This is a genomic window from Paractinoplanes durhamensis (assembly GCF_016862175.1).
GTDB lineage: Bacteria > Actinomycetota > Actinomycetes > Mycobacteriales > Micromonosporaceae > Actinoplanes > Actinoplanes durhamensis.
Map to the genome: position 1 here is coordinate 199810 of NZ_BOML01000038.1, position 24992 is coordinate 224801.

The 24992-nt window shown below is 70.4% G+C and carries 24 protein-coding genes; 17 read left to right on the top strand and 7 right to left on the bottom strand.

Annotated elements, in window-relative coordinates; all coding sequences use genetic code 11:
- From nuoH to Adu01nite_RS24320, 8 genes are all read left to right on the top strand, one after another.
- On the top strand, positions 1 to 1359 hold the full coding sequence (gene nuoH / locus Adu01nite_RS24285; RefSeq protein WP_379138255.1) for an NADH-quinone oxidoreductase subunit NuoH: 1359 nt from the start codon (positions 1 to 3) through the stop codon (positions 1357 to 1359).
- Position 1360: 1 nt separating this feature from the next.
- Entirely contained in the window at positions 1361 to 1966 is a 606-nt protein-coding gene (gene nuoI / locus Adu01nite_RS24290) for an NADH-quinone oxidoreductase subunit NuoI (RefSeq protein ID WP_203729533.1), read from the top strand.
- Positions 1963 to 2712: an NADH-quinone oxidoreductase subunit J gene (locus tag Adu01nite_RS24295; protein ID WP_203729535.1), complete on the top strand. Its 750-nt coding sequence runs from the start codon at positions 1963 to 1965 to the stop codon at positions 2710 to 2712. Before nuoI ends, Adu01nite_RS24295 begins: the two co-directional genes overlap by 4 nt.
- A complete protein-coding gene (gene nuoK, locus Adu01nite_RS24300) occupies positions 2709 to 3008 on the top strand; it encodes an NADH-quinone oxidoreductase subunit NuoK (protein ID WP_203729537.1) in 300 nt (99 codons plus the stop codon). The genes Adu01nite_RS24295 and nuoK overlap by 4 nt, the downstream gene beginning before the upstream one ends.
- A gap of 12 nt (positions 3009 to 3020) precedes the next feature.
- Positions 3021 to 4946, top strand: a complete 1926-nt coding sequence (gene nuoL, locus Adu01nite_RS24305; RefSeq protein WP_203729539.1) for an NADH-quinone oxidoreductase subunit L — start codon at positions 3021 to 3023, stop codon at positions 4944 to 4946.
- The gene (locus tag Adu01nite_RS24310) at positions 4943 to 6487 is read left to right on the top strand and encodes an NADH-quinone oxidoreductase subunit M (protein ID WP_203729541.1); all 1545 of its coding nucleotides are present in this window, start codon (positions 4943 to 4945) and stop codon (positions 6485 to 6487) included. The genes nuoL and Adu01nite_RS24310 overlap by 4 nt, the downstream gene beginning before the upstream one ends.
- A 2-nt stretch (positions 6488 to 6489) precedes the next feature.
- Positions 6490 to 8022 (top strand): NADH-quinone oxidoreductase subunit NuoN, encoded by a 1533-nt coding sequence (nuoN, locus tag Adu01nite_RS24315; RefSeq protein WP_203729543.1) that lies wholly within the window; start codon positions 6490 to 6492, stop codon positions 8020 to 8022.
- A gap of 498 nt (positions 8023 to 8520) precedes the next feature.
- Positions 8521 to 9522: a polyprenyl synthetase family protein gene (locus Adu01nite_RS24320; protein ID WP_203729545.1), complete on the top strand. Its 1002-nt coding sequence runs from the start codon at positions 8521 to 8523 to the stop codon at positions 9520 to 9522.
- A 62-nt stretch (positions 9523 to 9584) separates the two neighbouring features.
- Here Adu01nite_RS24320 and Adu01nite_RS24325 read toward each other — a convergent pair whose 3' ends face one another.
- A complete protein-coding gene (locus Adu01nite_RS24325) occupies positions 9585 to 10778 on the bottom strand; it encodes an MFS transporter (protein WP_203729546.1) in 1194 nt (397 codons plus the stop codon).
- A 152-nt stretch (positions 10779 to 10930) separates the two neighbouring features.
- Here Adu01nite_RS24325 and Adu01nite_RS24330 point away from each other — a divergent pair, with 152 nt between their 5' ends.
- Positions 10931 to 11725 carry an IclR family transcriptional regulator gene (locus Adu01nite_RS24330; protein WP_203729548.1) on the top strand — a complete coding sequence of 265 codons (795 nt, stop codon included), beginning with the start codon at positions 10931 to 10933 and terminating at the stop codon, positions 11723 to 11725.
- A 125-nt stretch (positions 11726 to 11850) separates the two neighbouring features.
- On the top strand, positions 11851 to 12501 hold the full coding sequence (locus Adu01nite_RS24335; protein WP_239132661.1) for an anti-sigma factor family protein: 651 nt from the start codon (positions 11851 to 11853) through the stop codon (positions 12499 to 12501).
- A 15-nt stretch (positions 12502 to 12516) separates the two neighbouring features.
- Here Adu01nite_RS24335 and rarD read toward each other — a convergent pair whose 3' ends face one another.
- From rarD to eccE, 3 genes are all read right to left on the bottom strand, one after another.
- Entirely contained in the window at positions 12517 to 13452 is a 936-nt protein-coding gene (gene rarD / locus Adu01nite_RS24340; RefSeq protein ID WP_203729552.1) for an EamA family transporter RarD, read from the bottom strand.
- A 111-nt stretch (positions 13453 to 13563) separates the two neighbouring features.
- Complete coding sequence (locus Adu01nite_RS24345) at positions 13564 to 13947, bottom strand: phage holin family protein (protein ID WP_203729555.1); 384 nt, start codon at positions 13945 to 13947, stop codon at positions 13564 to 13566.
- 73 nt (positions 13948 to 14020) lie between these two features.
- Positions 14021 to 15856, bottom strand: a complete 1836-nt coding sequence (eccE, locus tag Adu01nite_RS24350; RefSeq protein WP_239132662.1) for a type VII secretion protein EccE — start codon at positions 15854 to 15856, stop codon at positions 14021 to 14023.
- A 226-nt stretch (positions 15857 to 16082) separates the two neighbouring features.
- Between eccE and Adu01nite_RS24355 the strand changes: the two genes are divergently transcribed.
- The 7 genes from Adu01nite_RS24355 (at position 16083) to Adu01nite_RS24390 (ending at position 22985) form a co-directional block, all read left to right on the top strand.
- Complete coding sequence (locus tag Adu01nite_RS24355) at positions 16083 to 16472, top strand: WXG100 family type VII secretion target (protein ID WP_203729559.1); 390 nt, start codon at positions 16083 to 16085, stop codon at positions 16470 to 16472.
- A gap of 28 nt (positions 16473 to 16500) precedes the next feature.
- Entirely contained in the window at positions 16501 to 16797 is a 297-nt protein-coding gene (locus Adu01nite_RS24360; protein WP_203729561.1) for a WXG100 family type VII secretion target, read from the top strand.
- A gap of 320 nt (positions 16798 to 17117) precedes the next feature.
- A complete protein-coding gene (locus Adu01nite_RS47935; protein ID WP_239132664.1) occupies positions 17118 to 20030 on the top strand; it encodes an SseB family protein in 2913 nt (970 codons plus the stop codon).
- Positions 20027 to 20392: a UCP033725 family protein gene (locus Adu01nite_RS24375; protein WP_203729563.1), complete on the top strand. Its 366-nt coding sequence runs from the start codon at positions 20027 to 20029 to the stop codon at positions 20390 to 20392. The genes Adu01nite_RS47935 and Adu01nite_RS24375 overlap by 4 nt, the downstream gene beginning before the upstream one ends.
- A gap of 81 nt (positions 20393 to 20473) precedes the next feature.
- Entirely contained in the window at positions 20474 to 21343 is an 870-nt protein-coding gene (locus tag Adu01nite_RS24380) for an AraC family transcriptional regulator (protein WP_203729565.1), read from the top strand.
- A 41-nt stretch (positions 21344 to 21384) separates the two neighbouring features.
- Entirely contained in the window at positions 21385 to 22122 is a 738-nt protein-coding gene (locus Adu01nite_RS24385; RefSeq protein WP_239132665.1) for a phosphotransferase family protein, read from the top strand.
- Between the two features lie 38 nt (positions 22123 to 22160).
- Complete coding sequence (locus Adu01nite_RS24390) at positions 22161 to 22985, top strand: GNAT family N-acetyltransferase (protein WP_203729569.1); 825 nt, start codon at positions 22161 to 22163, stop codon at positions 22983 to 22985.
- Here the strand turns inward: Adu01nite_RS24390 and Adu01nite_RS24395 are convergent.
- From Adu01nite_RS24395 to Adu01nite_RS24405, 3 genes are all read right to left on the bottom strand, one after another.
- The gene (locus Adu01nite_RS24395; RefSeq protein ID WP_203729571.1) at positions 22980 to 23894 is read right to left on the bottom strand and encodes an alpha/beta fold hydrolase; all 915 of its coding nucleotides are present in this window, start codon (positions 23892 to 23894) and stop codon (positions 22980 to 22982) included. The genes Adu01nite_RS24390 and Adu01nite_RS24395 overlap by 6 nt on opposite strands.
- Positions 23895 to 23954: 60 nt before the next feature.
- Complete coding sequence (locus Adu01nite_RS24400) at positions 23955 to 24410, bottom strand: hypothetical protein (RefSeq protein ID WP_203729573.1); 456 nt, start codon at positions 24408 to 24410, stop codon at positions 23955 to 23957.
- 86 nt (positions 24411 to 24496) lie between these two features.
- Complete coding sequence (locus Adu01nite_RS24405; RefSeq protein WP_203729575.1) at positions 24497 to 24964, bottom strand: hypothetical protein; 468 nt, start codon at positions 24962 to 24964, stop codon at positions 24497 to 24499.
- Positions 24965 to 24992 lie beyond the last annotated feature (28 nt).

Below are 24992 nucleotides of genomic sequence, written 5' to 3' on the forward strand. Positions count from 1 at the left end.
ATGATGGTGGCGGCGCACGCCACGGACCCGAGCCTCCAGACGTTCGAGAACGACATCTGGTGGATCACGCTGATCAAGCTGCTCGGCGTGTTCGTGATCCTGCTGCTCCTGACGCTCTTCACGATCAACTACGAGCGCAAGGTCGTGGCCCGGATGGCGGTCCGGCCGGGCCCCAACCAGGTCGGCCCGAACGGCTGGCTGCAGAGCCTCACCGACGGCCTGAAGCTGCCGTTCAAGGAGGAGATCATCCCGAAGACCGCCGACAAGGTGGTCTACTTCATCGCCCCGGTGATCTCCTGCACGACCGCGTTCACCGCGTTCTCGGTGATTCCGTTCGGCGGCGTGGTCAGCATGTTCGGCCACAAGACCGCGCTGCAGCTCACCGACGTGCCGGTCTCGGTGCTGGTGCTGCTGGCCTGCTCCTCGATGAGCGTCTACGGCGTGGTGCTGTCCGGCTGGGCGTCCGGCTCGACCTACCCGCTGCTGGGTGGTCTCCGGTCCAGTGCCCAGATGATCTCGTACGAGGTCGCGATGGGCCTCTCGATCGTCGCGGTCTTCATGACCGCGGGCACGATGAGCACCTCGCAGATCGTCGCGGCCCAGGCGCACGGCAACCCGTTCCACCTCTTCGGCATGGAGCTCACCACGCCGAGCTGGTACGCGGTGCTGCTCTTCCCGAGCTTCATCATCTACATGATCGCGGGCGTCGGGGAGACCAACCGGGCGCCGTTCGACCTCCCCGAGGCCGAGTCCGAGCTGGTCGGGGGCTTCCACACGGAGTACTCGTCGTTCAAGTTCGCGATGTTCTTCCTCGCCGAGTACATCAACATGATCACCGTGTCGGCGTTTTGTACCACGCTCTTCCTCGGTGGGTGGCGTGCCCCATGGCCGATCACGGCCGTCTGGCACGGTGCCAACGCCGGCTGGTTCGGGCTGATCTGGTTCCTCGCCAAGCTGCTGATCTTCCTGTTCGGCTTCATCTGGCTGCGGGCCACCCTGCCCCGCATGCGCTACGACCAGTTTATGCGCTTCGGCTGGAAGGTCCTCATCCCGGTCAGCCTGGTGTGGATCCTCTTCCTCTCGTACGTGAAGCTGGCCAACAACGAGCTCACCGACCGCACCAAGTGGTACTCCATCGGTGGTCTGGTGGTCGTCGTCCTGGTGGTGGCCATGCTCTGGCCGGCCAGCCGCAAACCACGGCAGCTGTCCGTCGAGGAACAGCTGGCGGCCAAGCCGCCCGGCAGCTTCCCGGTGCCGCCGATCGATCTGCAGGTACCCCCGAGCCCGCGGGCCCGCCGCGCGGTGGCCGAACGCACCCCCGCCACCGTCGGCGGCGATACCGAAACCAAGGAGGTGTGACGTGGGGACGTTCACGGGCTCGTTCAAGGGCTTCGGAGTGACCTTCGCGCACATGTTCCGCAAGGTCATCACGACCGACTATCCGTTCTCGCCACCGAAGCCGGCGCCGCGCTACCACGGCCGGCACATCCTCAACCGGCACCCGGACGGCCTGGAGAAGTGCATCGGGTGCGAGCTGTGCGCCTGGGCCTGCCCGGCCGACGCGATCTACGTCGAGGGTGGGGACAACACCGACGAGGAGCGCTACTCGCCCGGTGAGCGGTACGCGAAGATCTACCAGATCAACTACGCCCGCTGCATCTTCTGCGGCCTGTGTATCGAGGCCTGCCCGACCCGTTCGCTGACCATGAGCAACGAGTACGAGTTGGCCCGGGACAACCGGCAGGACCTGATCTTCACCAAGAAGGAACTGCTCGGCCCGCTGCTGCCCGGCATGGAGCAGCCGCCGCACCCGATGCGACTCGGCGACACCGACAAGGACTACTACCTCGGTGCGCTGACCAACCCGGGCACGTCGGCCGGCGCCGAGCGGGCGCCGTGGGCCACCAACGACGCGGCCGACGGCACCGGCGGCTCCGGCGAGGCCGCGAAGGAGGCGGCCCGATGAACCACGTCTCCACCGCCGAGGCGGTCGGGTTCTGGATCCTCGCCACGATCGCGGTGGCCGGTGCGCTCGGCATGGTGATCGCCCGCAACGCGATCCACTCCGCGCTCTGGCTCGTCATGACGATGCTCTCGCTGGGCTTCATCTACGTGATCAACGCGGCGCCGTTCCTCGGTGCCGTCCAGATCATCGTCTACACCGGCGCGATCATGATGCTTTTCCTGTTCGTGATCATGCTGGTCGGCCGGGATGCCTCCGACTCGCTGATCGAGACGCTCCGCGGCCAGCGGATCGCCGCGATCGTGCTCGGCGTCGGCTTCGCGGTCCTGGTCGGGACCGGGCTGGCCCGGGCGCTCGGCGACACCCCGGTGGTCGGCCTGACCGAGGCCAATGCGGCCCACGGCACCAACGTGGAAGGCCTGGCGAGTCTGCTGTTCACCCGCTACGTCTTCGCGTTCGAGGTCACCTCGGCCCTGCTGATCACGGCGGCGGTCGGCGCGATGGTGCTGGCCCACGTCGAGCGGGCCAAGAGCGAGATGGTCGACCAGGTCAGCCGGATGACCCAGCGCTTCCGCCCGGGCAACTACCCGGGTGCGAAGGCGGGCCCGGGCGTCTACGCCAACACCATGTCGGTGGCGGCGCCGGGCCGGCTTCCGGACGGCAACGGGTCGGAGCGCACCATCTCGCCGATCCTGCCCGTGCGTGAGCTGACTGCCCAAGAGGCGGCTCCGAAGGGAACCGAGAAGTGACTCCCGACTACTACCTCGTACTTGCGGGGATCCTGTTCACCATCGGTGCTACCGGGGTGCTCATCCGCCGCAACGCGATCGTGCTGTTCATGTGCATCGAGCTCATGCTCAACGCGGCCAACCTGGCATTCATCACCTTCAGCCGGATCAACGGCAGCCTCGACGGTCAGATCATCTCGTTCTTCGTGATGGTCGTCGCGGCAGCCGAGGTCGTGGTGGGTCTCGCCATCATCATGTCGATCTTCCGTACTCGACGCTCCGCGAGCGTCGACGACGCGAACCTCCTCAAGTACTAAAGGGGCCTTCACGTGGAACAGACAGTGGAGTATGCCCACGCGACGGGAGCGTTGAGCGGAATCTGGCTTTTGGTGGCCATTCCGCTCGCGAGTGCCGCGGTCCTGCTTCTCCTCGGCAAGCGCGCCGACAAGTGGGGGCACTGGCTCGGGGTCCTCGCGGTGGCGGCCTCCTTCGTGCTCGGGCTCGTCTTCTTCATCCAGCTCGGTGGGCTCGACGCGGAGCATCGCTCCGCCGAGCTGAGCCTGTGGGACTTCATCGCCGTCGGTAATCTGCACGTCGACTTCGGGCTGCTCTTCGACCCGCTGTCCGGCATCTTCGTACTGCTGATCACGGGTGTCGGCTCGCTGATCCACCTGTACGCGGTCGGCTACATGGAGCACGACCCGGGGCGCCGCAAGTTCTTCGGTTACTTCAACCTGTTCGTCGCGGCCATGCTCCTGCTGGTCCTCGGCAACAACTACGTGATGCTGTACTTCGGCTGGGAAGGCGTGGGTCTCGCGTCGTACCTGCTGATCAGCTTCTGGTACAACCGGCCGGCCGCGGCCACCGCCGGCAAGAAGGCGTTCCTGATGAACCGGGTCGGCGACACCGGCCTGGCCATCGGCATCTTCATCATGTTCGCCACGCTCGGCAGCACGCAGTACGACGACGTCTTCAACGGCGTCACCGCGCTGTCCGGCACCACGGTGCTGATCCTCGGCATCCTGCTGCTGCTCGGGGCGGCCGGTAAGTCCGGTCAGTTCCCGCTGCAGGCCTGGTTGCCGGACGCGATGGAGGGCCCGACCCCGGTCTCCGCCCTCATCCACGCCGCGACCATGGTGACCGCGGGCGTCTACCTGATCGCCCGCTCCAACCACATCTTCTCGGCCAACCACACGCTGCAGACGATCGTGGTCAGCGTCGGCGCGCTCACCCTGCTGGTGGGCTGCATCATCGGCTCCGCCAAGGACGGCATCAAGCGGGTCCTGGCCTGGTCGACGGTCAGCCAGATCGGCTACATGTTCCTGGGCGTCGGGCTCGGCGGCGGGGCGTACGCCCTGGCGATCATCCACCTGGTGGCGCACGGCTTCTTCAAGGCCAACATGTTCCTCGGCGCCGGTTCGGTCATGCACGGCATGCACGACGAGGAAGACATCCGCCGGTTCGGTGGCCTCAGCAAGCACATGAAGTGGACCTGGCTCACCTTCATGATGGGCTGGCTCGCGATCATCGGCATCCCGCCGCTGTCCGGCTTCTTCTCCAAGGACCCGATCATCGAGGCGGCGTACGCCCGCGGTGACTGGACGTCCTGGCTGTTCGGCACGGCCGCCCTGCTCGGCGCCGGCCTGACCGCGTTCTACATGACCCGGCTGTTCGTGCTGACGTTCCACGGGCCGGAGCGCTACACCGAGCAGAACAAGCACCCGCACGAGTCGCCGTTCATCATGACCGTGCCGCTGATGCTCCTGGCGCTCGGCTCGATCGTGGCGGGCTTCCTGCTCAGCCGGCACTCGGCCATCCCGCAGTGGCTGGAACCGGTCACCGGCGAGGGCGAGCACGACCCGGTCATGCCGAAGCTCCTGATCTCGATTCTGGTGCTGGTCGTCTCGGTCGGCGGCGCCGGCCTCGCCTGGGCGCTGTTCAGCAAGGGCACCGCCCTGCAGGAGCAGCCGGCCGGTGCGGTGGTCACCGCCGCGCGGCGCAACCTCTACACCGACGCCTTCAACGAGGCGGTGTTCGAGCGCCCCGGTATCTACCTCACCCGGGCGCTGGTGTTCTTCGACAACAAGGGCATCGACGGCCTGGTCAACGGGATAGCGGCCGGCGTCGGTGGCAGTTCCGGACGACTACGGCGGCTGCAGACCGGGTTCGTCCGCTCGTACGCCCTCTCCATGCTCACCGGTGCCGTGCTCGTGGTCGGCGCCTTCCTTGCAATCCAGCTGGGGTGGTTCGCGTGAGTGGCTTTCCCTTCCTGTCCGTCCTCACCGTGCTGCCGCTGGTCGGCGCGCTGGTGGTGGGCCTGATCCCACGGCAGAAGGCCGAGCTGGCCAAGACCGTGGCGCTGGCCTGGTCACTCGTCGTCCTCGTGCTCAGCATCTTCATGTGGGTCGCGTTCAAGATCGATGGCGACCGGTTCCAGTTCCACGAGTCGTACCAGTGGATCCCCTCCTGGGATGCCCGCTTCACCTTCGCCGCCGACGGCATCGCGCTGGTCATGCTCATGCTGATCGCGGTGCTCACGCCGGTCGTGATCCTGGCGTCCTGGCACGACGTGGACGGGGACGGCAAGCGCTCGGCGCCGGTCTACTTCGCCCTGCTGCTGGCCTTCGAGTTCACCATGATCGGCGTCTTCGCGGCCGCCGACATCTTCCTGTTCTACGTGTTCTTCGAGGTCATGCTGATCCCGATGTACTTCATCATCGGATCGTTCGGCGGGGCCCGGCGGCAGTACGCGGCCGTCAAGTTCTTCCTCTACAGCCTGGTCGGCGGCCTGTTCATGCTGGCCTCGGTGATCGGGCTGTGGGTGGTCGGCGGCCACACCTTCGACTTCACCCGGGTGCTCCAGTCGGTCGGCGAGATCGACCAGAACACGTCCCGCTGGCTGTTCCTCGGCTTCTTCGTGGCGTTCGCGATCAAGGCGCCGTTCTTCCCGTTCCACACCTGGCTCCCGGACGCCGGTGGCGCCGCACCCGCCGGTGCGGCCGCGCTGCTCGTCGGCGTGATGGACAAGGTCGGGACGTTCGGCATCCTGCGCTACTGCCTCCCGCTGTTCCCGGAGGCGTCCCGCTGGTTCGCGCCGGCCGCCCTGGTCCTCGCGGTCATCGGCATCATCTACGCGGCGCTGCTCGCGGTCGGCCAGAACGACCTGAAACGCCTGGTGTCGTACACGTCGATCGCGCACTTCGGTTTCATCGGGGTCGGCATCTTCGCCTTCACCACCCAGGCCGGGACCGGCTCGGTGCTCTACATGGTCAACCACGGCCTGGCCACCGGCCTGCTGTTCATCGTGGTCGGCATGTTCGTGGCCCGGCGCGGTTCCAGCCTGGTGAGCGACTTCGGCGGCGCCGGCAAGCTGCTCCCGGTCCTGGCCGGGGTGCTGTTCTTCGCCGGTCTGGCCTCGCTGGCCCTGCCCGGCACGGCGCCGTTCATCAGCGAGTTCCTGGTGCTGATCGGCACGTTCACGGTGCACAAGGCGTACGCCGTCATCGCGACCGTGGGCATCATCCTGGCCGCCGCGTACGTCCTCTGGATGGTGCAGCGCACCACCCAGGGCACCTTGAACCCGGCCCTCGAAGAGGTGCCGGCCATGCGTAAGGACATCACGCTGCGGGAGAAGGTCGTGGTCGCCCCACTGATCCTCCTGCTGCTGTTCCTCGGCTTCTACCCGAAGCCGGTCACGGATGTGATCAACCCGGCGGTCCAGGCGACCATGCAGGACGTCGGGAAGACCGATCCGGGGCCGACGGCGGTCACTGCTAATGGAGGGGTGGCTCGCTAGCCATGGAAGCACTCAAACTTCCCGCCATCGACTACGGCGCGTTGTCGCCGATGCTGATCCTCTTCGGGTTCGCCTGCCTCGGCGTCCTGGTGGAGGCGCTCACGCCGCGCAGGTCGCGGCACGCCGTCCAGCTGGGCCTCTCCTTCGTGGCGATCATCGCGTCGTTCGTGGCGGTGATCGTCGAGCACAACACCCAGAAGATCACCATCGGCGGCGCGGTCGCGGTCGACGGCCCCACCCTCTTCCTGCAGGGCGCCATCCTGGCGCTCGGTGCCGTCTCGCTGATGCTGATCGGCGAGCGGTCGATGGAGAAGGGCGGCGCGTTCGTCTCCCAGGCGGCGGTCACCGTCGGCTCGCAGAAGGACCTGCGGCAGGCCGGCGAGCAGCCGGGTGCCACCGAGGTCTACCCGCTGACGCTCTTCGCGCTCGGCGGCATGCTGCTGTTCGTGTCCGCGAATGATCTGCTGACGATGTTCGTGGCGCTCGAGGTCTTCTCGCTGCCGCTGTACCTGCTGTGCGCGCTCGCCCGCCGGCGTCGCCTGCTCAGCCAGGAGGCCGCGCTCAAGTACTTCCTGCTCGGCTCGTACGCCTCGGCGTTCTTCCTGTTCGGGGTGGCCCTCATCTACGGCTTCTCGGGCGGCATCTCGCTCGGCGCCGTGCACGACGCGGTCGCCAACCCGCAGCGCAGCGAGGTCCTGCTCTACGCGGGCCTCGCGATGGTCGCGATCGGCCTGCTGTTCAAGGCCGCGCTGGCGCCGTTCCACGTGTGGACGCCGGACGTCTACCAGGGCGCGCCGACGCCGATCACCGCGCTGATGGCGGCCTGCACCAAGGTCGCCGCGTTCGGTGCCCTGCTCCGCGTGCTGTACGTGTCGTTCGAGGGCGTCCGCTGGGACTTCCAGCCGGTCCTCGGTGTCATCGCGGTCCTCACCATGCTGGTCGGCGCGGTCCTGGCGGTCACTCAGACCGACATGAAGCGCCTGCTCGCCTACTCCTCCGTCGCCAACGCCGGCTACCTGCTGGTGGGCGTCCTGGCGCTCAACGAGCAGGGCCTGAGCAGCACGATGTTCTACCTGGTGGCGTACGGCTTCTCGGTGCTCGCCGCGTTCGGCATCATCACCCTGGTGCGCGACGCCGACGGGGAGGCCACCCACCTGTCCCGCTGGGCCGGCCTGGGCCGCAAGAGCCCGCTGTTCGCCGGCACCTTCACCTTCATCCTGCTGGCCTTCGCCGGTATCCCGCTGACCAGTGGCTTCACCGCCAAGTTCGCGGTCTTCGGGGCGGCCGTCGAGGGTGGGCAGACCTGGCTGGTCATCTTCGGTGTGATCAGCAGCATGCTGCTGGCCTTCCCGTACCTTCGGGTCGTCGTGCTGCTCTGGCTGAGCGAGCCGGGCGAGACCACCCCGACGGTGTCGATCCCCGGCTTCCTGACGTCGGCGGCCCTGACCATCGGCGTGATCGCGACCTTCGCCCTCGGCGTGGTCCCGGCCCCGCTGATCGACCTGACCCGCGACGCGGCCCAGTTCGTCCGATAAAGATCGCCTGTGGAACGGGCCCCGGCTTCGGCCGGGGCCCGTTTTGCGTGCCGGGTCAGACCGGGAAATCGATCAGCGACAGCCGGGTGGCGTGGGTTTCCGGGTCGGCCGCGGCCAGCAGGCCACGGTGACCGCGACCATCGTGGTGCCGGCGGCGAAGTCGCCGGTACCCTTCGCCCCCGCGGCATCTCGGTGCCGAAGCGGGCTCGCACCACTGCCGCCCCGGCTTCGGCGGCGGCGATGGCGAGTTCGTGATCGTCGATCGACATGGGGCGGCGTAGGTCGGGCGGTGGCTGGAAATGATCGGGGCCGGAGAGCTGGTGGGCCGGGCCCGCCCGGCGGCCGCGCGCGGAGCGTGACCCACCGCCTGGCCGGGCGCTGGGGCGGGAACTCGGCTTACCCGTACATCTGATGGCTTCTGATTTTGATCTTGTGCCCCCTGATCCCGAAAGCGTCGGACCCATGTGGCATCGTGAAAGCGTGGTAAGCACCGGTGATATGACGCTGTCGTCGCTTGGCCTCGACATCGACCCCGCGGTTGATGCCTCGGTCACCGCGACGCTGGCCGCTGTGGAGGAGGCGCTGCGGGCCTACGTGGCCAGCGCCGATCCGTTGGTGGCCGAGGCTGCGCGGCATCTCGCCGATGCCGGCGGGAAGCGATTCCGGCCGTTGCTGGTGGCGCTGGGAGCGCAGTTCGGTGACCCGACCGCGCCCGAGATCGTGGCCGCCGCCAATGTGGTCGAGTTGACCCACCTTGCCACGCTTTATCACGACGACGTCATGGATGAGGCCCTGGTTCGCCGGGGTGCGCCGAGTGCCAATTCGCGCTGGGGCAACTCGGTGGCGATCCTGGTCGGCGACTTCCTGTTCGCCTGCGCCTCCGACATCGCCGCCTCGCTCGGGCCGGAGGCGGTCCGGCTGCAGGCGCGCACGTTCTCGCGGCTGGTGCACGGGCAGATCGCCGAGACGGTGGGCGCGCGGGGGCTCGATCCGATCGAGCATTACCTGCACGTCATCACCGAGAAGACGGCGTCGCTGATCGCTACGTCGGCGCGGTTCGGCGGGCTGTTCTCCGGTGCGTCGCCGCAGATCGTCGAGGCTCTCACCGGTTACGGCGAGACGATCGGCATCGCGTTCCAGCTCTCCGACGACCTGCTCGACATCGCGTCCGAGTCGGACCAGTCGGGCAAAACGCCCGGCACCGACCTGCGCGAGGGTGTGCCGACCCTTCCGGTGCTCTACGCGCTGGCCGACGACGGCGACACCGACGCGTCCGCGGTGCGGCTGCGCGAGATTCTCGCGACCGGGCCGATCACCGACGACGTCCTGCACGCCGAGGCGCTGACGCTGCTGCGCGAGTCGGCCGCGATGAAGCGGGCGCGGGAGACGGTGCGCAACTACGCCGAGGAGGCGCGGGCGCAGCTGGCGCCGCTGCCGGCGAGCGAGGCGAAGCGCGCGATGGAAGCGCTCTGCGACTACATCGCCGACCGCACGAGCTGAGCTGTACCGGCCGAGCTGAGCTGGACGGCACGAGCTGAGCTGTGCCGCACGAGCTGAGCTGGTCAGCCGGCGTCAGCCAGCAGGCGGCTTCCGAGCAGCATCAACACGGCGGCCGCCACCATCGCCACCGCCGCGGCGATCCACATGGTCGGATAGCCGGCCGGCGAGGCCACCGCGCCCAGACCCAGCGGCCCGGCACAACCCCCGGCGTAGACGCCGGTCTGGGTGATCGAGGTGGCCGCGGCCGGTGCCTGCGGATGCAGCCGCACCACGGCGAAGTTCATCAGGCCCGGCCACGACCAGCCGAAGCCGAACCCGAACACCACCCCGGCCACGAGTGGCACCGGCCCCGGCACGGCCAGCAGGAGCAGCCCCACCGCCCCGCAGGCGAGCAACCCGGCGATCACCCCGACCTGGCGGCTCGGGCGTCGATCGGCCTGCCAGCCGCCGCCGAGCCGGGCGGCCACGCAGACCGCGCTGCCCAGGGTGAGGGCGAGCCCGGCCGGGCCGGGCGAGATGCCGCGGGCGACGGCCGAGTCGACCAGGAAGGTGCCGAGCGCATTGGCCGAGCCGGCCGCGAGCGTGGCGGCCAGGCCGACGACGACCAGGGCTCCGGTGGCCCTCTTCTCCGGTTGGCCGCCGGATGGGGCCGATACCGGGCGGTCGGCCGGCACCAGCAGGACGGCCGAAGCGGCGAGCAGAGCGGCCAGGACGAACGCCCAGCGCCATCCGAGGGTCAGGGCCACCGTCGGCACCGCCGCACCGGCCAGGAGCGTGCTCACCGGGATGGCGGCCTGCTTCACGCCGAACGACAGGCCCTGCCGGCCGGGCGGCACGTGCCGGGACAGGCTGGTGTTGCTGGCGAGCTGGCCCATCGCGTTGGCGCCGGCGCCGAGGGCGAGGATGGCGATGAGGCTCCACAGTGCATTCGCGGCGACTGCGATGCCGAGCAGCGAGACCGCGGAGAGGGCGATGCCGGCCCGGGAGATCCGGGCGGCGCCGTAGCGCTCGACGAGGACCCCGGCCGGCAGTGAGGCGAGTGCACTGGCGCCGAAGTAGGCCGAGACGGCCAAACCGAGGCCGGCGGGGGAGAAGTTGAGCTCGTCGCCGATCTGCACGGCGAGACCGCCGACCAGGAACACCGGGACGCTCACCGCGATGGTCGTGGTGAGGGCGCCGGTCGCCGCGCGCACCGGACGGACTACGTTCACGCTGGTCGATGCGTTGCGGGTGCCGTTGATCTTGAACGCGGCCATCTCTCGGAGACTAGGCCCGGAGAATGCATCCGAGCGCGTTGAGTGCAAATGACCACACACGTCGTGTAAATCGATCGTGATCCACACGCTTTTGGCATTCCGTCGGCGGAAGATTCTTCATATGGTGTAAGTCCCTGGCGTCGGAGGTAGCTGTGCGCGACCCCCTGGCGGAGCCGTCCGATCTGATTCGGAGCGTGTCACGCGCGTTGCGCGTCCTCGAGTCGGTCGGCCGGGCCCCGCGCGGACTCACCGTGAAACAGATAGCGCGGCGGTGCGAGTTGACCGTCGCCACGACGTACCACCTCGTGCGAACTTTGGCGTACGAGGGATACGTGATCCGTCGCGAGGACGGCACGTACATCGTCGGTCTGGAGATCGCAGATCGGTACCGAGAGCTCGTATCGGCATTCCGTGGCCCGCCCGCGGTCGGTGAGGCGCTACGCCGCTCGGCCCTGGACACCGGCTACACCCATTACCTCGGCCGCTTCGTCGGCGGCCGGATCGCGGTGACCGCGTCGGCCGAGGGCGCTCGCTCGCCCTTCGTCGACGACATGGCGCCCGGCTTCGACGAGGGCGGCCACGCCACCGCCCTGGGCAAGGCGCTGCTGGCCACGCTCACCCCCGATCAGCGGGCGCGCTACCTGCGCGACTACGGCATGCGGCAGTTCACGCCGGCCACCCTGATCACGCCGGAGGCCCTCGAGGCCGACCTGTCGGCCGGCGAGCGACGCGGCATGCAGATCGAGATGGGTCAGTTCCGGCAGGGGCTGGCCTGCGCGGCCGTGCTGGTGGTCGCCGACCGTGACATCGAGCGCCGGCTGGTGCTCGCCTGTTCGCTCCCGGCGGCCGAAATGCTCACCTCGGCGCGGGTGGTGCGGGCCAAGCTGACCGCGGCCGCCCGCAATGTCGCGGAAGCGCTCTCCGCGGGTGAGTCGGCGACGGCCTGACATGCACCTCTAAGACTCCGTTGAACCTCCCGTAGCCCGGCCACGTAAGACAGGGTGCACGCGGGAGGTCAGCGGAGGGTGGTGACGGGGTGCACTGCGAGCATGAGCATGATGACGGGGCGTATGTGTTGGGTGCGCTGTCGCCGGCCGAGCGGGCCGCCTACGAGCGCCATCTGGCCACCTGTTCGTTCTGTCGGGAAGCGGTTGCTGACATCTCGGCACTGCCCGACCTCCTGGCGCGTCTCGACGCCAAGGAGTTCGCGAAGCTTCTCGACCCGACCCTGACGGCCGGCGATCATCCGGGCGCCTCACTGCGGGACATGGCGGCGCCGGCCATCGGCCGGGGAAAAAGGCGGAAGGCTTTCGGTGTACGGGTACTGAGCTCCATCGCCGCGGCCATCCTGGTCGGGCTGGTCGGCATCGGGGTGCTGGCCTGGACCCGCGGCACGACCCCGGCCGGCGCACCGACCGGTCCGGCGGTGGCGATGACCCGGGTCGAAGGCTCCTCGCCGGTCAGCGCCACGGTGCGGCTGACCAGCACCAGCGGCGGCACCACGGTCGAGCTCCGCTGCTCGTACCACGGTGACCAACCGGCGACCCTGCGCCTGGTCGCCTACGGTCCCGGCAACGAGCAGGAGCAGATCGGCTCCTGGCAGGGCGCGCCCGGCACCGATTTCCGGATGAACAGCCCGACCCACTTCGGCCGCGGCAGTCTTTCCCGGCTGGAGCTGGTGAAGTCCGACGGCAGTCCGCTGCTCGCCTACGACGTCCCCTGATCCCCTGATTCCGGGTCAGCGGGGTGGCAGTGCGGTGACCGGTTCGACGGTGGCGGCCGTCGTGCCGGTCGCCGTTCGTTTGCGCTGGTTCCGCAGCGCGTCCACGGTGAAGATGATCAGCGCGACCCAGACCAGGCAGAAGCCGGCGAGGCGGGCCGGCGGCATCGGCTCGTGGTAGATCAGCAGGCCGCAGGCGAGCTGCAGGATCGGCGCCACGTACTGCAGGATGCCGATGCTGGTCATCGAGATCCGGTTGGCGCTCGCCGCGAAGAGCAGCAGCGGCACCGCGGTGGCCACCCCGGAGAAAACCATCAGAACCGTGTGCAGCGTCGACACGTGGCCGAACTTCGCGTCGCCGGTGCTGGTCAGCCAGATCACGTAGACCAGCGCCGGAATCGCCAGGACCGAGGACTCGACGAACATGCCCTCGGCCGGCGGGAGTGACAGCCGCTTCTTGACCAGGCTGTAGGTGCCGAAGCTGGCGGCCAGCAGCAGCGCGATCCAGGGCAGCCGGCCGTAGTCGATGGTGAGCACGGCGACCGCGATGCCACCGACCGCGACCGCGGCCCACTGCCAGCGGCGCAGCCGTTCGCCCTGCACGGTCACGCCGAGCAGCACCAGCAGCAGCGGGGTGATGAAGTAGCCGAGCGCCGTCTCGACGACCCGCGACGAGTTGACGCCGTAGATGTAGGTGCCCCAGTTGATCGCGATGAGCACCGCGGCGATCGCGATGCCACCGAACAACCGGCGCGAGCGCAGCACCCGGCCGAGGAAGCGCCAGTTGCGCATGGCCGCGAGCAGCAGGGCGACGAAGACCACCGACCAGATCACCCGGTGCGCGAGGATCTCCAGCGGGGAGGCCGGGCGGAGCGTCTTGAAATAGATCGGGAAGAAACCCCACATCACGTAGGCCAGCAGGCCGTAGAGGTATCCGCGCCGCTCTTCGCTCATGCCCACACCGTAAGGCCGGGGGCCGGGAACGGTCCTTGCGTATGGCTCAGCTCACGGGCTGCGGGCAGTCAAGCTCGTGCACCTGACCGCCCCGCCCGCGGAACGTGCGACTCAGTCGTCGGAGCCGTCCGGCACCAGCATGTTGAGCAGCCAGCTCACCACGCCGACGAGGAGCGCGCCGAGCACGGCGCTCGGCCAGAAGTCGGCCACGTGGAACGGCAGGTCGAGCTCGCCCGCGATCCAGCTCGTCAGCAGGAACAGCAGCCCGTTGACGACCACCGCGATGAGACCGAGGGTCAGCACGTACAGCCCGCAGCCGATCACCTTGATGATCGGCCGGAGCACCGCGTTGACGATGCCGAAGATGGCCGCCACGACCAGCAGCGTGACGATCTTCTTGGAGAGCGAGTCGGTGTCCAGCTCGATCCCGCTGATCACGAGAGTCGAGATCCACAGCGAGACCGCCGTGATCACCAGTCGGATGAGAATGCCCATGGCCAGCGATGGTGTCACGATCATGCCAACGCCGGATATGGCACCACGCCGATCTTTTCCGGACTGCCGGCCTTTACCGTGTCGGGGACCCGATCAGCTGGCCCTCGATCGCGGTCTGGGCGAGCGCCGCCCAGCGCACCGCCCGCCGGTTGACCACGCCGACCATGTCGGGGCGGATGCGGGTCAGCCACTGGCCCACCTCGCCCAGGCCGAGGGCGCCGGCCAGCAACGTCGACTCCTCGTCGCGCAGCGGCTGCAGGATCAGCAGGTCGGCCCGGGAGGCGACATCCACGTCGGCCACCCCGAACTCATCGCGCACCACCAGCGTGGCCTGCCAGCCCTCGCCGGGCCGGGTGTCGGCGCCGACCGGGCCGACGTCGACCACGGTCAGCAGCGGGTGCAGGGCCGAGCCGGGGGCGATCTCGATCGGCCGGCCGGGCGGGACCACGGCGATCGACTCACCGGGCACCGCGGCGCCCCGGACGAACGGCTCCCAGGCCTGCGGGCGGGCGGTCTGCACCACCACCCGGGCGCCGAGGGCCATCGCCCGCAGCACCACCAGCTGGGCACAGGGCACGCCGCCGATCAGCAGCGCCCGGGTCGGCTCCGGGCGGAACAGCCGGATCACCACCGGGTTGCCGTGCCGGTTGCGGCCCAGCATCAGCCCGGACGTGCCGACCGGCAGGTTGAGCCCGTCGAACTTCTCGGCCGGATGCACCCCGTCCGGCGGCAGGCCGGGCACGGTCGCCGGCTGGCCGTTGCCGAGCGGCAGGGTGGCGGCCAGGCCGGCCAGGTGCTCGCCGTCCATCCGGCGAACGTTCGCGTGCTCGGCCGCGACGACCTTGCGCAGGGCCTGGCCGGCGACGCCGAGCGAGGTCGGCTCGGGCGCCGCGAGCCGCACGATGAGATCGATCGGGGTGGGGCCGCTCGCCGGGCGGGGACCGGCGGTCAGGGACACCGTGGTGGCCGCCGCGGGCAGCGTGAGCAACCGCGGCACCAGCCGCCGGGAGGTCTCGACCCGCAGGTCGGGCCAGCGGGTCATCCGGAACGAGGCCTGCGCCAGGCCGCCGACCCGCAGGCCGGGCCAGGTCTCCTGGGCCGCGCCGGACCCGTCGTCGTGCGCCAGCTCGGCCATCACCCGCAGCGTCGCGGCCTCGCCGAGCGGCCGGGCCGGCGCCGTGGAGAGCCGGCGGGTCAGCTTGCGCACCAGGCCGGAGAGGGCGCGCAGCAGCTCCTCCTCGGCCCAGCCCTCGGCGCGGAGCACCCGCACCGCCAGCAGCGCGCGGCTGTGCCCGAGCAGGCGGCCCTCGGTGAGCTGACGGTAGGAGTTGGCCGGGGTGCCGGAGCCGGCCCGCAGCGACGGCGCGGGCGCGCCGCTGAGCAGCAGCTGGATGACGACCGGCGGGTGGTCCGGACCGGCCGACGGCAGCAGGGCGGCCGGGGAGGGCAGACCGGCCGCGTCCTCGGCGAGCAGCCCGGCCGGGTCGCCCAGCTCGAGCACCGCGGTGAGGCCGGTGCCGTCGACGATCACGGCGGCCGGATCGCCACCGAGGTCGGCCTGCTCCACTCTGGACCCGGGCGCGACGAAGTCGAGCAGGCCGGCCGGCGCGTGGTGCCGCCGCCCGGAGTAGCGCATCGCCACCCCGATCCACTGGAAGACCCAGCGACCGCGCATCCGCAACCAGGTCAGCGCCAGGATGCCGATGGCCACGACGGCGGCGGCGGCGATCGCGATCGGGCCGTTGATCGCGCCGATCAGCAGTGCCACGGCCGCGACCTGGGTGCCGACCAGCTGGCTCGCCCGCACACCGAAGAGCCGTCCACCCCGGATCGGACGAGCGTCCGCCTTCGGTGCCGGTTTGGCCGGCCCGGTGAGATCGCGGTAGTCCCGGCCGTCTGCCACGCCCACCGTCACACCACACCGTCCTTCCGACCGCATTCACCCCGTGCGCGGCCCATCGTATGGCCTGGCGGTCCGTCGGAGGGGGCAGCGAGTTATCCACAGGCCCTGATGCCGGGGTTTCGCGCATTGAACCGAGTCGCTACCGTCGGCGTTCTAGGGGCACAAGTAGCTGGCCCATCACGGGCTGCCCCCCTCGATCGGGGCAGACCAGCTAACGTGGTGGTCCACGTCGATGCATCGGGGTCTACGTCGGACCCTGGCGTTTCGGCAAATCGAGCCAGGAAAGCGGGGTGAAGTCCGGGTGGCCGGACAGACGGAAGCTCAAGCCAGTGAAATGGCGGCAGGCGCTCAGAACTTCGAGCGGGTCAACCAGGACCTTACGAGCATGCTGAGCCAGCTCATGAACCAGCTGTCGCAGCTCAGTTCGAGCTGGAAGGGCATGGGTGCCCAGGCGTTCGAGCAGGTCAAGATTCAGTACGAGTCGGACCTCAAGCAGCTCAACCAGGCGCTCGCCGAGACCGCCGAGTCGATCAAGGCGTCGGGTCTCGGTTACGACTCGACCGACACGAGCGCTGCTAGCAAGCTGACCAACAGCGGTGGCAGCTTCAGCCTGCCGCTCTGACGCCTGGACGGGGAAAGGAACAAAGACCATGGCTGGTGACGGCATGCTGCTCGTCAACTTCGCTTCACTGCAGAACGCGAGTGCCGACATCTCTTCGGCGATCAGCAAGCTGCAGTCCTCGCTCACCCAGCTCGAGAGCGACGGCAAGCGGCTCACCTCGACCTGGGGCGGCGACGCTCAGCAGGCGTACGAGGTGCGGCAGACCAAGTGGCAGAACGCCTCGCAGGATCTCCAGCAGATCCTGACGAACATCAAGAAGGCCGTCGACGAGTCGGCCGAGGACTACATCAACACCGAGAAGCAGGCGACCCAGCGCTTCTCGTAGGGGCGCGGACACTGCTCGACGGCGAAACGGTCGGATCAGCCATGACGGCTGCCCGGCCGTTTTCCCGTTAAGTCCGTTCTTCCGTGTTTGTTGTCCCTCGATCGCGTACTGGCCAAGTTGGCCTTTCTGACTACGATCAGTGCTTGACTGATCGCGCCCAGCGATCGTTTTGGGTCCGTCGGCCTATTTGAGGTCTTATAGCGAGGGCGCCGTAACACAACACTTATCGGTCTTCGTCCTGCCGCCCATTGTGATCGCCGCCTGACCTTGTAGGTTGTACGCGTTGAGATGGCCTCGTCGCGCGGTGGGGAGAGGTGGACGTGTCCGAGTGGGAACCGGCTACGGACGCCGAGGTGGCAATGCGCGATGCGTTGCGGACCGACGACCAGGAGTCGTACTTTCGCATTCTTTCCGGCGTTGACCTGCTGTTACCGGTCTCGGCCGACGCCCTCGCGGGCCTCGCGCCGCTCGGCTGGGGCACCTGGAGCACCGGCGGCCGCACACACGTGCTGGCCTTCACGTCGTCGGGCGCTCTTCAGTCGTGCCTGGCCGACTACACCGGCTCGGCCCGCCGCGTGGCGTATGCGGAGCTGGCCAACACCTGGCCAAACCTCGAGTGGTGGCTGGCGGTAAACCCCGGCCTGCCGATCGAGGGCTACCTTCCGGCCTGGTTCGTGGCCCAGCTGTCCCGCGGTGACCTGCGGCTGCCCACCCGTGGGCCGGGCCGTGACAAGGCGCCGTCCGCCTCGCGCATCCAAGACCTGCACTCGGCCGCGATGGCAGCCAACGCGGCCGTCGCCCAGCAGGACGGTGCCGGTGGCCCGACCCACGAGCCGATCGCCTACCCGCAGCAGCCGGTCAGCGTTCCGCCGGCCGCGGCCGCTGCCGCCAACCACCCGGCGAGTGCGCCGCCCGCCGGTTACGCGCCGCCCGGGCTCCCGCAGCGGACGGTCGGCGCATCGTCCGGCGCCGCCGCGGGCCTCGCGGCCCCCAGCAGTGCACCCCCGGTCGGCTACGGCCGGCCCAGCAGCGCGCCGCCGGCCGGCTACGGTCAGCCGATCAGCGCGCCCCCGGCCGGTTATGGCCGGCCGATCAGCGCGACCCCGATCAGCTACCCGCAGCCGATCAGTGCGCCGCCCGCGGCCTACGCTCCGCCGACCGGGCATCCGCGCCCGACCAGCGCGCCCCCGGCCGCCGGTGGCGCCTCGTCCGGTGGTTACGCGCCGGCGCTCGGCGGGCCGCCCGGATACGCGCAGGCCGCGGCCGCCAACCAGATGCCGTACTTCCCGGCCGCCGACGAGGAGCCGGGGCCGGCTCCGGCCGCCGCACCGCAGTCGGGCCCACCGGCCGCGCCTGCCGGCCCGTCAGCACCCGCTTCCGAGCCGTTGTCGTTCGGCCCGCCGCCCGTCCGGCCGGCCCCGGCCGCGCGCCCGACCGGCCCGACCGGTCCCGCCGCGCTGCCGGTCGGTTTCGGCGGCCCGGTCGCGCCGCCGACCGGCCCCGGCCAGGCGGAGAAGCCACAGGTCGGCCCGGGTGGGCTGCCGGTGCGCACGCCGAGCGGCGTGATGCCGAGCGGCCTGCCGGCCCGCACCCCGCCGCCGGCTCCGGTCTCCGCCGCTCCGGCGTCCGCGGTCCCGACCGCCTACCGCCCGCCGTCCGTCCCCGGAGACAACCGGCCCGCCCCGCTGGACTCGCGTGGCCCGGTCCAAGACCTGAACGCCCCGCTGCCCGTGCGCACCCCGATGGCGAACACGCCCCCGGTGCCCGAGCACATCGCGAGCCTCCCGGTCGAGGAGCCGCCGCTCGACCCGCGCTGGGCCGGCGCCGGCGCCGCCATTCCGCCGCCCGCCCCGGCACTGCCCGAGCTTCCCCGGCGCCAGCCGCCGGCCGAGTCGGGGTCCAGCGGCTTCCCGCAGGGCCCGGCGTCACCGCAGGCCGCCGCCGCGCAGCGGACCGACATGCCCGAGCAGCCGGCCCCCGGTTTCGGCACCCCGCTGCCGCGCCGTCAGTCCGCCCCCGGTGGCGAACCGGCCCCGATGACGTCGTTCCCGGCGTTCAAGACCCCGGCCGAGCGGGCCGCCACGTCCGCGGCGCAGGCCCCGTCGCCGGGTCGGCCCGGTCTGCCGCCGCCGGTCATCCCGGGTTCGCCCGGCAGCGACCGCCCGGCGCGTCTCGGCGCCGAGCAGCCGCCGCTGGAGGTCCGCGGGGCCATGCCGGTGCCGCCGGTCGGCCGCCCGACCATGTCCGGCGCGATGCCGTCGCAGGTTCCGGCGACCGAGCCGTTCCTGCCGGCCAACGAGGTCGAGCGGGATCTGTACGACGCCGCCGAGGGTGGCAGCACCGACCAGTTCCTGTCCACGCTGCTGCTGGCTCCGGTGCTGGTCCCGGTCGCGAACCACTCGCGGCCCGGGAGCACGCCCGGCGAGTCCGGCTTCGCGTTCCGCACCGAGCAGATCGACGGCGAGGAGTTCCTGGTCGTCTTCACCAGCAAGGATCGGCTGGCCGAGCACTTCGCCGAGCCGACCCGCACGGTGAGCGTCCGGTTCTACGAGCTGATCCGGAACTGGCCCGACCCGTCGTGGTCGTTCGCGGTCAACCCGCGGACCCCGGTTGGTGCCCGTTACCCCGGACCGCAGGTGATCGCGCTGGCCAGTTGGGCCGCCGAGGCCGGTCTGGGTTCCGACCCGGCCGAGCACGAGGAGGCGGGCGAGCCGATCCCGGCGCCGCCGCCGGTCAACGACGACGCCCAGCACGCGACGGTCATGCAGAAGACGCTGCCGCCCGAGCAGGTCGACTACTACCTGGAGCGCGGTTACGACCGGGTCGCCGGGTTCGTGCACCGGGCCACCGAGGTCGAGCACCTGCGCACCCCGCACGAGCTGTTCGGCGCGCTCGGACTGACCTACCAGGGTTCGCCGCACCAGCCGGAGGCCAAGGAGGCGTACGTTCTGCGCTGGCCGGCCTACCGCCCGAGCCTCTACCGCATTCCGTACGGCGGCCAGAACGAGCAGGCGCTCAAGGCGATGGACGGCTGGGTGATCGAGCGTCCGCCGTTCCGCGGCAACGGTTTCGCGCCGGGCGAGGGCCGCGACGTGATCGCCGAGTTCAAGGTGGACAGTGTCCGCCTGCCGCACGGTTCCCAGCTCTGGCGGATCGACGCGGACGGTTCCGAGCACATGATCGCGATCTTCGACAACGACGGTCCGCAGTGGCGCCGGGTGGGTGAGCAGTGATTCGCGACGGCTACGTGGTGAGCTGGCAGGGCCGCGAGTTCGACGCGGTCCCGGACGGCGACAACGCGCGCATCTACAGCACCCAGCCGGCCGACGGCTTCGAGGAGATCAAGCCCGGCCGGTACGTTCGGGTGCTGACCCCCGAGGACTACGACGAGATGGTCTACGTCCGCACGGTCTGCGTGTGGCGCGGCGCCCCGTTCCTGGTCCTCGGTGAAGCCGACAACTGGCTGCGGGTGGAATACACCGGCGGCCGCGCCCCGATGGCCCGCCACATGGGCCTGGAGGAGTTCGACTACGGCGTCTACCAGACCTGGGCCCCGGCCCACGAGGTCTCCGACGTCCACGAACAGCGCATCTGACCGGCCCCGATCGGATCGGACCGCAGTAGTCGGGCGTCAGCAGGGCGCCTTCGGCCAGGGTTGAAGCCGAAGGGAGGCCTCGTGATCGCGGCACTCAACCGGATCGTCGAGCTCGTCGAGGAACATCTCGGCGACGAGATCGACGTCAAGGCGTGGGCGGGCAAGCTCGCCACGACCGAGTACCACCTGCGCCGGATGTTCTCGTCGCTGGCCGGCATGAGCCTGTCGGAGTATGTCCGGCGGCGCCGGATGACCGTTGCCGCCGCCGACGTCGTCAGCGGCCACGACGATCTGCTGAGCATCGCGGTGCGGCACGGGTACGGCTCGACCGAGGCATTCGGCCGGGCGTTCCGGTCCGTGCACGGCGCGAGTCCCGGTGACGTACGCCGCGACGGCGGCCCCCTTCGCACACAACCACAGCTCAGGTTCCGCCTGAGCGTCGAAGGGAGTACCCCCATGGACACCCGCATCGTCAACCACCCGGCCTTCCGGCTCATCGGCCACGCCGCCCGGGTCCCGCTGATCCACGAGGGCGTCAACCCGCACATCCAGCGGCACGTGACCGCCCTGCCGCCGGCCGAGCACCTCCGCCTGAAGGCCATGAGCAACACCGAGCCGGCCGGGCTGCTGGCGGTCAGCGACGACCTCGACCCCGACCGCACCGAGGGCAGCGAGCTCACCTATCTGCACGGGGTGGCCGTCACCGTGGACACCCCGGCCCCGGACGACCTCGACGCCATCGAGGTGCCGGCCGGCAGCTGGGCGGCCTTCCGGAGCTCCGGCCCCTATCCCGGCGCCCTGCAGGAGACCTGGGCGGCGACCGCGACCGAGTGGTTCCCGTCCAACCGATGGCGGCTGCGCCCGGGCCCGGAGATCGTCGCGGTGCTCGACCGCGCCGACGACTTCAGCACCGCGACGACCGAGCTGTGGCTGCCGGTGGAGCCGGGATAAACCGGTGGGCGTTCCCGCCCGCCTCCGCGAAAATGGCGGCCATGGACAAGGTCGAGGTCGTCGTCGCCCATGCCGAGCGCGTGACGCTGCGCCTCGGTGACACGTTCATGAAGATCGACGCCGATCAGGCACGGATCGCCGTCGAGGTCCAGGCGATGGCCATGGCGCCGGTCCCGACCCCCGAGGTGCGGTGGCACCAGCCGCCGGTGCTCGCGATCGCCGCCATGCCGGGGACAGCACTGGGCGTGCTCGGTGCGCCGTCCACCGCATCGGCGGCGGCGTGGGCGGCGGCCGGTGCCGCGATCCGGCGGCTGCACGAGGCACCGCTGCCGCCGTGGCCCGGCCGCCGCCTCGACGACATCGTCGCGGAGCTCGACCGCGAATGCGAGTGGCTGGTGTCGACCGGCACCCTCCCGGCCGACCTGGTCACCCGCAACCGGGAGGTGGCCGAGGCCGCGCTCCGGCCGTGGACACCGGCGTTCATCCACGGCGACCTGCAGATCACCCACGTGTTCGTCGACGGCGACGAGTTCCGCGGCATCATCGACTGGTCCGAGGCGGCCCGCGGCGATGCCATGTTCGACCTGGCCATCCTGACCCTCGGCCACGAGGAGCGCCTCGACGACGTCCTCGCCGGGTACGGCACCGACGTCGACCGCGACGTGATCCGGGCGTGGTGGTCGGTGCGCAGCCTCTCGGCCACCCGCTGGCTGGCCGAGCACGGTTTCGACCCGTCGGCGCCGGGCTGCGAGGTCGACGTGCTGAAAGCCCGGATGTGAGCCGGAAATCCGGTTGACCCGCGTGATGGGGTGGCAGCATGGTCACCCTTTCCGCCGGGCTGTCGCCGGCCGCTCTGCAAGCCATCGCCGACCTCGAGCACCGCGTGGTCGCAGCCGACGGCGGGCGGCTGAAACTGGAGTGGAACGCGTTGCGCCACCGCTCCGGCGAGGCCGTCGAGGACGTTCTGTGGTGGGACGGCGACCGGCTCCTGGGGTTCCTGGGTGTCTATTCGCACGGCGCACCGACCCTGGAGCTGGCCGGCATGGTCGACCCGGAGGCGCGCGGGCGCGGGATCGGCGCCGCGCTGCTGAACGCCGGGCTGCAACTGTGCAAGGACCGCGAGCACGGCTCGATCCTGCTGGTCGTGCCGCGGAGCTCGGCCGCGGGCCGCGCCCTCGCCGAGCGGCAGGGTGGCCGTCTCGACCACAGCGAGCACGCCCTCGAGCTGCTCGGTGACCCGGTCGAGGTGGCCGCCGACCCCCGCGTCACGCTGCGCGCCGCTGCCGAAGCCGACCGGCCGGCTGTCCGCGAGCTCATGCGGCTCGGCTTCGGCTGGGAGCCGCCCGCGTCGGCCGACCGCGACCCGCACACTCTCGTGATCGAGCAGGACGGCCGCCCGGTCGGCGCCGTCCGGTTGCTCCGCGAGGGCGATCGAGCCGGCATCTACGGCTTCGTCGTCCACCCCGACCAGCAGGGTCGCGGCATCGGCCGGGACGTTCTGCACCGCCTGTGCCGCACCGCGCGGGCCGAGGGTGCCGACGTCGTGCATCTGGAGGTGGAGACCGACAACGATCGGGCCCTGCATCTCTACACCTCGATCGGCTTCCAGCCGGTGATCACCGAGGACTACTACGCGCTATGAGGTCTTGAGCCAGCGGAGGATCTCGCCGGTGACCACGTCGGGCGCCTCCTGGTGGAGGAAGTGGCCGGCGTCCGGGATCAGCCGCCACTCGTAGGGGGCGATCACGTAACGGCCGGAGCCCTGGGCGGTGCGGGGGAGCGTGGCGGTGTCGAGGGCGCCGTGCAGTTGCAGCGTCGGGGTGATGAGCGGGTGCTGCATCAGCTTCACGAAGCGGTAGCCCTGCAGGCGCAGGGCGCTGCGGGCCACCCAGCGGTAGGCCTCCAGGGCGCAGAACGCCGCCTGCGGGATCTGCATGGCTTCCCGGCACCGGTTCACGTAATCGGTGAATTCGGCCGTCTGCCTCCACTGAGGACCGGTCCAGTGCGTCATCAGCTCGCCGACCAGCGCAGCGTTGTCGCGGGTGAGGACGTGCTCGTAGCGGGGGACCTGGAAGCGCAGGATCGTCGAGGACGCGGCGAACTGGCCGCGCGGGTCGGCGAAGAGGGCGGCGCGCAGCCGCAGCGGGTGCGCGGCGCCGAGCACGACCAGGCGGCTGACCAGCTTGGGGTGGAAGGCGGCGGCGGCCCAGCCGATCATGCCGCCGGCGCCGGCCCCGACGATCATCGCGGAGCGTTCGCCGAGCGCGCGGATCAGGCCGGTCACGTCGGCGGCCATGGTGTAGCCGTCGTAGCCGCGCGGGGGTTTGTCGCTGGCGCCGTAGCCGCGCAGGTCGATGGCGACGGCCCGGAAGCCGGCGTCGGCGACCCGGGTCATCACGTCGTGCCACGCCCACCAGAACTCGGGGAAGCCGTGCAGGAACAGCACGAGCGGGCCGGTGCCGGCCTCGACGACGTGGAACCGGCTGCCGTTCGCGCCGACGAAACGGTGCGTCCAGGGGCCCTCCACCAGGACACACGACTCGTCAACCATGGCCACAAGACTAGGACATGCCCTGGGCGGTCGATTCGAATCCGCCCGGGTCCCGTCGCGTTACCCGGCGAGTTGGACGCGCTCCAGCTTCGCCGTGCGGCCCGAACCGCAGTCGGCCGGGATCGTGCCGGGGGTGATCCGGGCCCGGACCTGGGCGCCCTTGGTCAGCTTGAGGCCCTGCGTGGAGTAGGTCGCGTAGGTCACCCCGGCGCTGGTGGTGAGGCCGTAGCAGGGGCCGGAGCCGCCGCGGGTGACGGTGGCGGTGATCCAGGCGACCTGCAGCGCCCCGATGTCGGGGGTGGCGTGCCCGGCCGGCCGGGACGGGGTGGCGGCGATCCGTGGCGGCAACGTTGCCGGTGCAGTGGTCGCGGTCGGCGCACCGGCGGGCCGGCCGGGAAGCGCCGCCGACGTCGGAGCGACGGTACCGGCGGAGCCGCTGGGCTGCGCGATCGGTGCCGCGGCAGCGATGTCGGATTTTTCCGGCTGTTCCTCGACGCATCCGGCAAGGAGCGCCAACAGGACGACTGCGATCGGTATGGCTCTGCGCACTGACATCTACCCCCGTGAACGTGCTGCGGCGGTAAAGGTTAGCCGGATTCACGTCAGCGCAGGGGTACCGATTCCACCATTTCCAGGAAGGTGCCGGGACCGCAGTACATCTTGACCTTGGCCGGTGCGGTTTTGATCCGGATTCGTGCGCCCTTGGCGAGTTTCGCACCGCCGGTGGCATGCAACGCGTACACCTTGCCGTCGTCGGTTTCCAGGCCGTAGCACGGACCGGAACTGTCGCCGGTGACCGTGCCCACCACCCAGTCGGTGGCCTTGATCTGGTCCGTCGGGCCCTTCGGCGGGCCGCTGGTCAGCGGGCTGACCGGAATGGCCGTCGAGGTCGACGACCGCGCCGCAGCTGGGGAAGAGGCGGTCGGCGCCGCCAAAGACGGCGCCGCTGACGACGCCGCTGACGACGTGGCCGGCGTCGTGGACGAAGGAAGAGACGTAGGGGTGGCCTGAGCGCCGCACCCACCCAGCGCGACCGTTGCCATCGCCGCGACCACCAGCTTGCCGTTCATCAGCACCTCCAGAGCGTTCCGATCAGAC